The 11,610-nt window shown below is 61.5% G+C and carries 12 protein-coding genes; 6 read left to right on the top strand and 6 right to left on the bottom strand.

Going from position 1 to position 11,610, the window contains the following annotated elements:
• Positions 1-18 precede the first annotated feature (18 nt).
• Positions 19-1,551: a deoxyguanosinetriphosphate triphosphohydrolase family protein gene (locus HU144_RS08045; RefSeq protein WP_235350910.1), complete on the bottom strand. Its 1,533-nt coding sequence runs from the start codon at positions 1,549-1,551 to the stop codon at positions 19-21.
• 114 nt (positions 1,552-1,665) lie between these two features.
• On the opposite strand from HU144_RS08045, the gene HU144_RS08040 reads away from it, so the two are divergent.
• A complete protein-coding gene (locus HU144_RS08040) occupies positions 1,666-2,208 on the top strand; it encodes an alkaline shock response membrane anchor protein AmaP (protein ID WP_235350909.1) in 543 nt (180 codons plus the stop codon).
• 121 nt (positions 2,209-2,329) lie between these two features.
• Here the strand turns inward: HU144_RS08040 and HU144_RS08035 are convergent, their stop codons facing one another.
• Positions 2,330-2,968, bottom strand: coding sequence for a hypothetical protein (locus HU144_RS08035; RefSeq protein ID WP_235350908.1), 639 nt, complete (start codon positions 2,966-2,968; stop codon positions 2,330-2,332).
• A 166-nt stretch (positions 2,969-3,134) separates the two neighbouring features.
• On the opposite strand from HU144_RS08035, the gene HU144_RS08030 reads away from it, so the two are divergent.
• On the top strand, positions 3,135-3,311 hold the full coding sequence (locus HU144_RS08030; protein ID WP_180959282.1) for a hypothetical protein: 177 nt from the start codon (positions 3,135-3,137) through the stop codon (positions 3,309-3,311).
• 7 nt (positions 3,312-3,318) lie between these two features.
• On the opposite strand, the gene HU144_RS08025 is transcribed toward HU144_RS08030, so the two are convergent.
• The 3 genes from HU144_RS08025 to HU144_RS08015 form a co-directional block, all read right to left on the bottom strand.
• A complete protein-coding gene (locus tag HU144_RS08025) occupies positions 3,319-4,008 on the bottom strand; it encodes a peptidyl-tRNA hydrolase (RefSeq protein ID WP_235350907.1) in 690 nt (229 codons plus the stop codon).
• Between the two features lie 75 nt (positions 4,009-4,083).
• Complete coding sequence (locus HU144_RS08020) at positions 4,084-5,886, bottom strand: thiamine pyrophosphate-requiring protein (RefSeq protein ID WP_235350906.1); 1,803 nt, start codon at positions 5,884-5,886, stop codon at positions 4,084-4,086.
• Positions 5,887-5,995: 109 nt separating this feature from the next.
• Positions 5,996-7,369, bottom strand: coding sequence for an NAD-dependent succinate-semialdehyde dehydrogenase (locus HU144_RS08015; protein WP_235350905.1), 1,374 nt, complete (start codon positions 7,367-7,369; stop codon positions 5,996-5,998).
• 288 nt (positions 7,370-7,657) lie between these two features.
• On the opposite strand from HU144_RS08015, the gene HU144_RS08010 reads away from it, so the two are divergent.
• The 4 genes from HU144_RS08010 (at position 7,658) to HU144_RS07995 (ending at position 11,324) form a co-directional block, all read left to right on the top strand.
• Positions 7,658-7,954 (top strand): hypothetical protein, encoded by a 297-nt coding sequence (locus tag HU144_RS08010; protein WP_235350904.1) that lies wholly within the window; start codon positions 7,658-7,660, stop codon positions 7,952-7,954.
• 66 nt (positions 7,955-8,020) lie between these two features.
• On the top strand, positions 8,021-9,496 hold the full coding sequence (locus HU144_RS08005; protein ID WP_268826153.1) for an alpha,alpha-trehalose-phosphate synthase (UDP-forming): 1,476 nt from the start codon (positions 8,021-8,023) through the stop codon (positions 9,494-9,496).
• Between the two features lie 247 nt (positions 9,497-9,743).
• The gene (locus HU144_RS08000; protein ID WP_235350902.1) at positions 9,744-10,475 is read left to right on the top strand and encodes a GAF and ANTAR domain-containing protein; all 732 of its coding nucleotides are present in this window, start codon (positions 9,744-9,746) and stop codon (positions 10,473-10,475) included.
• 81 nt (positions 10,476-10,556) lie between these two features.
• Positions 10,557-11,324: an OBAP family protein gene (locus HU144_RS07995; protein ID WP_235350901.1), complete on the top strand. Its 768-nt coding sequence runs from the start codon at positions 10,557-10,559 to the stop codon at positions 11,322-11,324.
• On the opposite strand, the gene HU144_RS07990 is transcribed toward HU144_RS07995, so the two are convergent.
• Positions 11,311-11,541 (bottom strand): GPGG-motif small membrane protein, encoded by a 231-nt coding sequence (locus tag HU144_RS07990; RefSeq protein ID WP_235350900.1) that lies wholly within the window; start codon positions 11,539-11,541, stop codon positions 11,311-11,313. The genes HU144_RS07995 and HU144_RS07990 overlap by 14 nt on opposite strands.
• Between the last annotated feature and the right edge of the window lie 69 nt (positions 11,542-11,610).

Below are 11,610 nucleotides of genomic sequence, written 5' to 3'. Positions count from 1 at the left end.
CACGCGCACTGCACACGGTTACAGTCCGCGTCCGGCCTCCCACGGCTCTTCCGAGGAACCGGTGATCAGGGCGTTGACGGACATGGCTTGCGCATCGGTGAAGGAAGCGATGTAGTCCACGACCGCCCGGGCCCGTCCCAGTCTGACGATGGCACCGGCGCCCTCTTCGCCGAGGCTGGCCGGATCCCTGTCGTAGAGCTCCTGGTACTCCTCGGTGGCGGCCTCAACCGAATCGAGGAGACGCCGAGGAATCGTGGTCGCCTCGTCGGGATCGCGCAGCCAATCGTGGAAACCCTCCACCAGGGAGGCGATGATCCGGGTCTGCCCCCGCTGATACACCGCGAGATCTGAACGTTCGAGCACGAACCTCGAGTGGACGAACTTCAACACCACCACGTCGTGCCAGGCGGTGTCGGACAGGCGCACATGCCCGCTGCGGACATGTGGCTGCGCATCGACGACGATGGAGGCCTTGAGCCGATCGATCCACCGCCGCGTGAACGCGGTGACGGCCCGGTCGGCCTCCAGTCCCCCGTCATAGGGCACTGCCAGCAGCCCCTCGACAAGATCTCGATTGACCCGCTGCACCGACTGTCGGAACGCATCCTCATCGGCGATCCACGGGTCCTTCTCCTGAATGTGGCGCCACATCGACTCGAGCGCATGGCCCGGCCGGCGGCGATCCAGCTCCGTGTCATGCAGCTGCTCCAGCTCACGGCAGTCGCCCAGCCACCGGCCCAACTCGGCAGAGACACTGGTGTACTGCAGGATGTTCGACCGGTAGAAATCATCGAGGTCATGCACCGCATAGGCGATGTCATCGGCGACATCCATCACCGCACACTCCAGCGTCTGCTGGTACCGGCCCATGCGCGGGAACACCGACAGTGCATCGTGCATCTCGGCCGTCTCGGTCGCGTAGGCAGAGAACTTCATCGCTCCCTGCGACACCTCATCACCGACTCCCCTGGGCATCTCGGCCGAACTCAGACGCTGATGCTGCGTCCAATCGCTGCGCGCCCACGGGTACTTCAGCACTGCGGCCTTGACCGCCCGAGTGAGATTGAGCCCCCGAGCCGTGGCATCACAGCTGTCGAGTGCTGTGAGAATGCGGAAGGTCTGCGCATTGCCCTCGAAGCCGTCAGGCAGGCGCAGCACCGACCGTGAGACACGATCAAGTTCCTTCTCGCCGAGGTGGCCGAACGGAGGGTGCCCCATATCGTGGGCTGCGGCAGCAGCCTGAACCACCACCGGATCGCACCCGCCGAGTTCAGCGAGCACTGATCGAGTGCGCTCGTCGGAGTTGTTCAAGGTGATGGCGATCGACCTGGCCACGGCGGAGACCTTGAGCGAATGCGTCAGCCTGTTGTGAATGACTGTGCCTGAACCGGCCTGCGGGATCACCTGGGTCACGGCGGCCAGCCGTGAGAAGAAGGGGGAGAATCGGATCCGTTCGATATCGACACGGAACTCGTCCTCGCCAGGTTGACCCGCCTCGGCGACGTCGCGGTCGCGTCCACCGTCGTTGTGAAGTTTCAGTCTCTCCGTCATGATGGCCCCAGCCTACAGAATCGCTACCCCGGCCGGGTACGACAAGGCGGCGTTGGTCTACCATAAGGTGTTCTGCCTACTCAGGCGCCGCGCACCCTCAGGAGACCCGCTCGCATGGCCACACCGAAAAAGGACATTGACGCATGGGCGGCGACTCTCGCCCAGGGTCAGCCCGTACCCTTCCTCTTCTCGCGCGGTAAGACCATCGGGCTCATCATCGCCTGCGTGATCTTCATCCTCATCGGTCTTGCGATGGCCTTCGGCGGCAGCATCATGTGGATGATCATCGGCTGGATCGCAGTCGTCTTCTTCCTCCTCGGCCTCATCGTCATGGTCCGCAGGCTCTTCGCCCGCACTCCGGCGCTGACGGTCTCCCCCGAAGGCATCACCATGAAGACCGCCAAGGCGCGACTCGTCCCTTGGTCACAGCTCGTCGACGTCCGCGCGGTGAAGCAGAACTCGAACGTCTTCATCGAATTGGTCATCACCGTACAAGAAGCTGAGCGCCAGGCCGCGGCCGGCCCCGGAGTGGCGACGAGCACGTCAGAGGACGGCACTGAGGAAAAGGTGCTCTGGGCTCCGAACGGTCTTGCAGTGAGCAAGCCCGAGCTGTGCTACTGGCTTGATCAGGAACGCAAGGCCCGCACCAGCGTGTGACAGCAAGGGATACGACGAAGCGGCCTGCTTCTGGAAACCAGTTCATTCCAGCGGGCCGCTTCGTTGGATCTCGAGGGTGTCGTTGCATCTCGAGGCGACGGCAGCGCCCTGCCCGCCGGGATCAGTCCGTGCGCTTGAAGGTGTTCCGCCCGGTGACCACCAGCCATATCCCCAGAACAGTCATCACCACACTGGCACCGGCCATGACGATGTCACTCACACTGGTGATCCCCTCTTCGACCAGCACCGAGGCGACCGCGAAGGTGCCCGCGAGGCCGAATACGATCAGTGCGACGCCGCCGATTCTCAGCGTGCGCTTGTTCCGTCCGAACACGAGGAAGACCAGATAGGCGCCGAGAAGGCCCAGCACCCCGACCCCGGCGAAGGCTTTGAAGGCCCCTTTGCCAGGGTCGTCATTGACGGTGACCAGGCAGAAGATCCCAATGCCGCCAAGAAAGAGCACCGGCAGACCGATGGTGAGGATGAAAGCCTCAACACTGGTGACGAAGGCGTGCAACGGTTCTCGGACGCCGAAGTCTTCGACGAAGCTGCGCACCTCGGTGATGCTCACGGGTTCGGACTCATGCGCATTGAGACAACGTTTGAGGCGGCGGCGGTGACGGACGTGGACGACGATCGTGAAGATCGGCCACCCGACGAGCACGAGGGCACCGATTGCCCCCACCCCTTGGGCGAGGCCCGGCAGGGTATGAACCAATGTTCCACAGATGAGGAGGAGAATTGCTCCGGGAAAGAACATGCAGACTACTTGGGCCTTGAACGTCACCCGGGCACCACGATCCCCTCATCCATGCCGCTCCCTGCTGAGCGGCCCCGGACAATGATATCCCCGGCCAGCCGCCCACAATCCTTGAGACTTGCATCACAGTGGCGTAGCGTCATAGGCACAACAGGAGGTGAGTTCAATGACTGGAGTCAACGAAGATTTCTATCAGCCGGGGACCCATCCGGGCGACATCATCGACGTCTGGGATGAAGAGGCCGGTGAGATGGTCAAGCACATGATCATCCTCGACGAATTCGGAAACGGTACGAAGACACGTCCCCTCTACGACGACGAGAAAGAGGACGCCGCGGAGTAGCCGCCCCTCACCACCAGGCTCGAACGGTCTCGGTGGGTCCGTCCACCTCGGTGAAGCCCGCGTCGACGACGCTCACGGGTCGATGATCTGTTGCCCACTCGGCCTTCGTGGGTGTGACCACGCGCAGACTGAATCCTGCTTCGCGCCACCGATCGCGAACCTCGGCGGGCATCTGCTCGTAGGCCAGCTGCGCACCGTGGCCGCACTGTGCCGCGGCTTTCCCCGTCGTCAGCGTCACCAGCGGTGAAAGTTCGATCGTCACGACGGCCATGTCCGCGGTCACTGAGGTGCCTCCCTCATCGGGGAACTCGGTGCCGCCGACCTGCAGCTTCTTCAACTCCTTCGGCAGCGGCTCGACCGGACCCGGAGGGAAGACAAACGCCTCGGCGGGACCGAAGTCATCCGTGCCGCCGAATTTCACCTCAACGCAGCCCAAGGCTCGTGCATCGTCGAGTTTCTGCCCGTCTCCGCGGCGAACGACCTTGCGGATGGCCCCGTCACGCCAGTACTCGACCGCTTCGTGCCATTCGCCCTCAGGTTGCGAGCGCGGGTCGTCGAGGAAGGCGACGACGGCTCGGGCGGTGGCTTCGACGACGTCGATGTTGCGGGCGATGTTCGTCTTCGACCGCCGGACCACGATCGGCAGGGACCACGGAATCTCGTGGTCGTACTCGTGTCTGCGCATGTGCTCGGTCATGGTGCAATCCTAGCCAGCGCAGTCGCACTCGTGGAGTGATCGGCTCATTCCTGGGATGCGCGTGCCGACCGTGGTTCAGTCATCTGTGATCAGACCCATACGGGCGAAGAGTCGAGCCGCGGCCGCACGCGAACTCTGATTGACCACGCGCCCCATCTCGGGGTCACCGGACAGGAGCGATTCGGCGAGCCCCTGGGCCTGCGCGAGTGCGATATGTGCAGGCAAGGGTGGCGTGTTCCGATCACATCTCACATCGAGGACGACCGGTCGGTCGGCGGCGAATGCTTCGTCGAAGGCGCGTCCGATCTCACTCGGCTCTTCCACTCTCACACCTTTGAGGCCCAGCAGCTCCGCATATCCGGCATAGTCCATCGACTCCACCATCTGCGCGGTGTCCCACCGCGGATCTCCTGCTTCGCGCATCTCCCAGGAGACTTGGTTGAGGTCACCGTTGTTGATGATGAGCACGATGAAGGAGGGGGTCGCCCATTCTTTCCAATGACGTTTGACCGTAAGCAGACCGTTCATTCCCATCATCTGGAAGGCACCGTCGCCGATCGTGCACACCACGGGCCGCTCGGGGTGAGCGAACTTCCCGGCGACGGCGTAGGGCATGGCCGCAAGCATTGAAGCCATCCGGCCAGAGAGGTTGCCCATCTGGTTGGGGCCGAGTTCGATGTGAAAGCCGTACCAGTCGGCCGTGCTTCCTGCGTCGGCGGTGATGATCGCGTTGTCCGGCAGCTTCTCGTTGAGCGAGACATAGACGCTGCGGGGATTGATCGGGTCGGCTTCGGTCTGCGCCACCCGCGTGTTCTCTTTCCTCCAGTTCTGCTGTTGGCTGGCGATCTTCTGCTGCCATTCGGTGCTGTGCTGGTCCAGATGCGGCAGCAGGGCTGAGAGTGTGGTCAGCGCATCTCCCCATAGGTTCACTTCGGTCGGATAGCGGATTCCCAGATGTCGCGGCGACAGGTCGACCTGGACGCCTCGTGCCTGTCCGGTTGGAGGCATGAACTCACCGTAGGGGTAGTTCGTGCCGACCATGAGGAGGGTGTCGCACTTCTGGATCATGTCGTAGCTCGGTCGTGAGCCCAGAAGCCCGAGCTGCTGCGTGTGGTAGAGCACGTCGCCGGGCACGACCTGTTTGCCCAGGAGCGTGGTGATGACACCGGCACCGAGGCGATCGGCCACGGCGAGCACCTCATCCGTGGCACCGATGGCGCCCTGTCCGACGAGCATCGCGACCTTTTCCCCGGCGTTGAGCACCTCTGCGGCTCTGACAAGGGCATTGTCATCGGGCCGCAGCCGATCCTCCACAAAGCCGATGCCGCTGCGGGAGACGAAATGCTCAGTTGTGGGCTCTTCCATATCCATGGTTTGGACGTCGGCGGGCAGGATCACGACGGCGGGCCCCCGGTAGGCCTTCGCCATCCGCACCGCTTTGTCGACGACGAGTTGGGCGTGCATGGGTGTGGCCACGGTTTGGACGAAGACTGCGGCGTCGGCGAACATGCGTTCGAGGTTGATCTCCTGTTGGAATTCGGACCCGAGTGATACTCGCGCCTGCTGACCGACGATCGCGAGGACCGGTGCGTTGTCTCCCTTGGCGTCGTAGAGACCGTTCATGAGGTGGATGGCCCCGGGCCCGGAAGTCGAAATGCACACGCCGACTTCGCCGGTGAACTTCGCGTGAGCGGTGGCCATGAATGCGGCTTCCTCTTCATGGGTGGGCCGAACATACCGGAAGTCCTTGCCGTCTCGCTCGGCACGGCCCATAGCACCGTCGAAGCCGCCGATGCCGTCGCCGGGATAGCCATACCACTGGTGCAACCCCCACTCGATGAGTCGATCGATGATGAAGTCGCTCACTGATGTCGCCATTGCTATCACCTTCGCAGTTCTTTGTCCGGTTTGCTCTCTGTGCCGGCTTCTCGGGCTCCGGTGTCACGACCTCTCACTGTTTGGAGCCGACTGGCTCCACCGTGAGGGGTCAGGGAGTCCGAATGAGCTTCTTGTTGACGAACTCCTGTATTCCTTCGGCTCCGAGTTCGCGTCCCACGCCTGAACGCTTCGTACCGCCGAATGGGAGGTCAGGTTCGGTCCAGGTGGCTTGATTGATCCAGACCATCCCGGTGTCGACCCGGTCTGCCACTCGTTGTGCTTTCTCGACATCGGCGCTGACCACGGTCCCGCCGAGGCCGAACGAGGAGTCGTTGGCCAAGGCGATCGACTCGTCCTCGTCGTGTACGGAGTAGACCACCGCGACCGGGCCGAACAGCTCCTCCGAGTAGGCACGCATCTGCGGCGTCACTCCTGTCAGCACCGTTGGCTGGACGAACGCGCCAGCGCGATCGACGCGTTTGCCGCCTGTGTGCACATGTGCGCCGTGGTCGATTGCGTCCTCAACCTGTTCTATGAGATCGACGGCCGCCTGCTCGGAGGACAACGGTGCCATTGTTGTGTCTGGATCATTCGGGTCGCCCGCGACGAACTGCGACATCTTCTCCGTCAGCAGCGCCACGAAATCGTCGTAGATGTCTTCATTGATGATGAAGCGCTTCGACGCAATGCAGCTCTGTCCTGAATTCGCCATGCGTCCGGCCACTGCCGCACTGACCGTGGCCTCGAGATCCTGGTCGTCCAAAACGATGAACGGGTCGCTGCCGCCGAGTTCGAGGATCGATTTCTTCAGGTTCGTGCCGGCCCCTCCGGCTACCGCAGAGCCGGCAGCTTCCGATCCGGTCAGGGAGGCTCCCCTGATCCGTTCGTCGGCGATCATCGTCTGGATCTGATCGTTGTCGGCGAAGACATTGCGGTAGCAGTCCTTCGGAAGCAGTGCATCTGACATGATCTGTTCGAAGGCCAGCGCGGACTGGGGAGTGTTCGAGGCGTGCTTGAGGATGATCGTGTTGCCTGCCGCGAGGTTCGGTGCGGCCAGCCGTGTCACCTGGTAGTAGGGGAAGTTCCACGGCATCACTCCGAGCAGCGGTCCGATCGGCTCGTGTTTGAGGACCGCTTGGCCTCCGCTGTTCGGTGACAGCTTCTCGTCGGCCAGGAGTCGCGGGGCTTCTTCGGCGTAGTAGCGCAGGATACTTGCGCACAGTTCGACCTCTGCTCGGGCTTCAACGGGCAGTTTGCCCATTTCGAGTGTCAGCAGGGCGGCGAGTTCGTCTCTGCGGTCATCCATGAGGTCGGCGGCCTTGGACAGAGGCGCGGTTCGGTCTTCGAGCGGGGTGGTGCGCCATTTTTGGAATGCTGCATCCGAGTCCTCGATCAGCGCTGCGATAGTCGCATCGTCAGCTGTGGGAAATTCCTTGACGGTCTCACCTGTCGCGGGATTGATGGTTGCGAATTTCGCGCTCATGATGACTCCTTTCGTGGAACCGAGCTTCCGAGGCCCTGTTGCGGCCTGTCAATCAACCGTCCCAAATCCAGGCGGTTCCTGCTAGCCCTCCCCAGATCGACGATCTGCCGCTAAAATTGCTCTTCGCCCTCACTGCACGGTGTCTCAGTGTGAGCCCTCGTGTGCGAAATCGGAGACGGATGACGGAGGCGGCTGCCACTGCGATGAACCGAAGGTTGCCGATCGAAGATAACTGCGCATATAGTGAATACCGGTCAAGCAGTCGGCCCGCTATCTCATGGGGCCTGTGTGTATACGATGCTCAATAATCGAAGTGCGTCCAAATTCGACCTTTACCTTCCCGGCCAGCTCGTCGCTTCTCTGCATTACTCCATCGATGAGAACGAGATGCTGTTCATCTACTGCGAAGCTATCGAGATGGCAGAGGCAGAGCGCCATTGCAGAGAACTGATGCGACGCGCATGGGACGAGAGCCTGAACCGACGGTTGAAGACGACGATCACCTGCCCGATCGCCCTCAAACATCTCCGAGCAAACACTCAGGCTCCAGAACAGCATGATTCCTCGCTTCCGGAGAGAGGTTGAAGCTCGGTGTTCAAAACAACTCCTCCCACACGGCCTGCCCACGACCGCAGCGTCGGCGCAGAGACAATGAGGTCAGGAGAGGATGCGAAACGTTCACTCGTCGTCGTCTCTCATCGGTTGCCGGTCGAACGCTTTTCTGGGCGCTCGGTTCTGTCTCCCGGACTCGCCTCAAGTCTGATACCGATGCTGCGGGATCGCGGTGGAGCGTGGGTCGGTTCGACCAGTGCTGAGCAGTGCAAGCAGTTCGAGCTCGACGGTGTGAGGCTCGTTCCGCTCGACCTCGAAGCTGAGGAGCACTTCGCCTTCTACGACGGGTTCTCGAAGACCACACTGTGGCCCTTGTATCACGACGTGATCGTTCGCCCCGAGTTCCACTCTGCGTGGTGGAACGCGTATCGCTCGGTCAATGCTCGCTTCGCTCAGGCAGCGGTCGACTCAGCCGCGCTTGGGGCGACCGTGTGGGTCCACGACTATCATCTCCAACTCGTCCCGGAGATGATCCGCGCGCAACGTCCGGATGTTCGCATCGGATTCTATAGTCATCTCCCCTTTCCTCCGCGAGAACTGTTTGCTCAGCTGCCGTGGCGGGCCGACATTGTTCGTGGGCTGCTGGGCGCGAATGTGATCGGCTTCCAGCAGGACTCAGACCTGAATAACTTTCGCAGCGCAGCACTGCACTTCTCCGACGTTGAGTCTGGCGCACTCGACAAAGTCTTGGGCACCTTTCCCATGTCGATCGATGCCTGCACCATCCGTGATCTCGCGGCGGCCGCGACGACTCAGCTGGAAGCACGTCGGATGCGCATGAGCTTCGGCAACCCGGAGAAACTCCTCGTTGGAATCGATCAGCTTGACCCAGCGAAGGGCATCGTCCACCGACTGCGTGCATACGAAGAGCTTCTGAACGAGGGTGCCATCGACCCCAAGACGACGGCGCTGGTCCAGATTGCTGTCCCGTCACGAGAAGGCCACTCATCGAACGACGAACTGCGTGCCGAGGTCGAACAGCTGGTGGGACGCATCAACGGTCGATTCAGTTCTCTTGGACGCGCCGCAATCTACTACTGTCACCGGTCGTATTCGCTTGAGCAGATGGTGTCTATGTATCTCGCCGCTGACACTCTCCTCGCCACTTCACTCCGTGACGGAATGAATCTTGTCGCCAAGGAGTTCGTTGCTGCTCGTCATGGCCGTGGGGGCAGCCTCGTCCTATCCGAATTCGCCGGTGCGGCTGCGGAGCTCCACCAATCGCTGCTGGTCAACCCCTACGACATCGACGAACTCAAACTGGCCGTATGCCGGGCAGTGGCGATAACCGACGACGAAGCACGACGACGCATCGATTCGATGGCTGAGATCGTCACCGACCACGATGCCCGATGGTGGGTTCGAACCTTCCTCGAGGCCCTGGAGCCGGCTGACCTCGCAGCGAACCACGACATATCTCGGCCGATCAGTCCTAGGGCGCAGCAGGGGCCGCCGGCACGCGGTCCCCGCTCGTCCCTCCTGCCGAGGAAACGTCATGTACACATTGCGCGATGACTCTGAAGCTTCAGATACTGCGAGGCCGTTGAAACGCTGGAGGCTGCCCACCATTGCAAAGTGCTGATGAGGAGGAGTGCCTCAGTCGACGTTCGACGTCGCCGAATGGCCATCACGGTTACTTGCCCCATCACCCTGAAGGTCATCAGAAGGTTCACAGCAGACAACGACCACGGAGCGTAGGCTTGAGCTCAATCTGTGAACCGACCTGGTGACGGGTTGCACTTCTTTCTGGAAGGAGCCCGTCATGGACTCCACGCCCGCACAGCTGTCAACGGCTGAACTGCTCCACGACCTTCTCGCTGCAGACCGGGAGCTCGCTGATTTCTTGAATGAGCTCGCCGCAGTGGCAGCGAGCGAAGTAACCGGAGATCTTCGCGTACTGGCCGGAATCACGCTTGAACGAGACAAGCGCACCATCATCGTCGGCAGCAGCGACGCCGAGGCCCGGAAGATGGATGAGGTTCAGGCTGGGTTCATGGAAGGCCCCTGCCTGCACGCCCAAACCTATCAAGAGGTGGTGCAGGTCCCTGATGTCCAATACGAAACTCGGTGGCCAGATTACATGGCGGCGGTGCGCGAACATGAACTGCGCAGCGTGCTCGCAATCCCCCTCGAACTGGATGCCACGGCCAAGGCCGCGATGAACTTCTACACTACCGTTCCCGGTGCGTTCACCGAGAGGAGGTCAGCCACCGCTCAGCGATTCGCCGACCTGGTCTCGAGAGCCCTGCGCGTGGCCATCAGAATCGCGAGGTATGAGGAACTCTCAGACGCTCGACAACGCGCAATGGAGTCGCGCACGATCATCGATATCTCTGTGGGCATCACCATGGCACAGGCTCAGTGCAGCCAGGATGAAGCCATCACCATCCTCAAGACCGCCTCGTCACATAGGAATATCAAGCTGCGCGACCTGGCGGAGGACCTGGTTGCCTCTCTTGGTCAGTCGGCACCGATCACCGCCTTCGAAGATTGATCGCCACGGTGTTCTCCAGCCATTGATGCGGGTCGAATGAGGGGGATTACGTAACCGACCGATCGACGCTAGCCTGTCGATATGAACGTGCCCCAGCTGACATCCCTCGGACTCGGAATTGTGACCGGAGCAGCAGCCACGGTCGGTGCGACACTGGGCCGACAGCTCGTCACGAAAGTCAAGGTCGGCAAAGGTCATCCGCTCAAGCACCGTGTGCTGGACTTGGCGTCCGGAGCACTCCAAGCGAAATACCCAATCGATGCCATGAGCACGTATCTCAACGGACTGCACATGTATGCCGATGACATGGGGCGGCAGGTCGAAGCCGCACATTTCTGCATCCACCTTCGTCACGACCTCCACCAATGCGTGATCTTCGATAGGAATGCCACCGATGCCCGACTCATCGGCATCGAATACATCATCAGCGAGGAACGATTCCGCACTCTCCCCGCTGCGGAGAAGAAGCTGTGGCACAGTCACCACTATGAGGTGAAGTCAGGCATCCTCACGGCGCCGGGAGTGCCGGAGATCGCCGAACATTCCTACTTCAAAGATCTGGTGTCGACCTACGGCAAGACTTTCCACACATGGCAGTACGACCGTGAGGACTTCCCCTACGGTGTTCCGCAGCTGATGATGGGCTTCACCGCCGACGGACAGGCGAACGAGGACATCATCCGGGCCAGGGATGCCAGAGTCGGAGTGTCGACCCAGAGCAAACGAGCCAGTCGGGAGGACATCCCGACCCCGCAGGTCGATCCTGGAGCCAATCATTGGGAGCGCGGCAGGAGCCTGCAGACGACCACAGAGGATGTGCCGTTCCGGTCGACGCTCAGACCTGACTGACCACCCTCATCGATACGATGGCGGCGTCCGACGAAGGGGAAGACTCACTTGTGCTTCTCGGGCCTGCCGGAGGCCCTCCGAAGAAGTTCGCCAGCAAGGGACCGACGATGCACGCCACGATGATGAGGATGATGCCCCACTTAAACTCTTTCCGGAACAGCAAGATGACGCCTGAGACGGTGAGAATCGCCGCCACGACCCAAAAAATGATGAGCATTGTCTTCTCCTTCGCTTCCTGAGGACGAGTAGGAGTTGTTTTCAGCGTGGCACTCTCAGCGTCACCTGA

Source organism: Brevibacterium sp. UCMA 11752 (genome assembly GCF_021532235.1).
In the GTDB taxonomy this organism is placed as follows: domain Bacteria; phylum Actinomycetota; class Actinomycetes; order Actinomycetales; family Brevibacteriaceae; genus Brevibacterium; species Brevibacterium antiquum.
Note: the sequence above shows the minus strand (reverse complement) of the source record. Positions and strands in the feature narration are given on the sequence as shown.

Coding starts and splice junctions, on each gene's coding strand:
- HU144_RS08045 (WP_235350910.1), bottom strand. CDS start 1,551: ATGACGGAGAGACTGAAACTTCACAACGACGGTGGACGCGACCGCGAC.
- HU144_RS08040 (WP_235350909.1), top strand. CDS start 1,666: ATGGCCACACCGAAAAAGGACATTGACGCATGGGCGGCGACTCTCGCC.
- HU144_RS08035 (WP_235350908.1), bottom strand. CDS start 2,968: ATGTTCTTTCCCGGAGCAATTCTCCTCCTCATCTGTGGAACATTGGTT.
- HU144_RS08030 (WP_180959282.1), top strand. CDS start 3,135: ATGACTGGAGTCAACGAAGATTTCTATCAGCCGGGGACCCATCCGGGC.
- HU144_RS08025 (WP_235350907.1), bottom strand. CDS start 4,008: ATGACCGAGCACATGCGCAGACACGAGTACGACCACGAGATTCCGTGG.
- HU144_RS08020 (WP_235350906.1), bottom strand. CDS start 5,886: ATGGCGACATCAGTGAGCGACTTCATCATCGATCGACTCATCGAGTGG.
- HU144_RS08015 (WP_235350905.1), bottom strand. CDS start 7,369: ATGAGCGCGAAATTCGCAACCATCAATCCCGCGACAGGTGAGACCGTC.
- HU144_RS08005 (WP_268826153.1), top strand. CDS start 8,021: ATGAGGTCAGGAGAGGATGCGAAACGTTCACTCGTCGTCGTCTCTCAT.
- HU144_RS08000 (WP_235350902.1), top strand. CDS start 9,744: ATGGACTCCACGCCCGCACAGCTGTCAACGGCTGAACTGCTCCACGAC.
- HU144_RS07995 (WP_235350901.1), top strand. CDS start 10,557: ATGAACGTGCCCCAGCTGACATCCCTCGGACTCGGAATTGTGACCGGA.
- HU144_RS07990 (WP_235350900.1), bottom strand. CDS start 11,541: ATGCTCATCATTTTTTGGGTCGTGGCGGCGATTCTCACCGTCTCAGGC.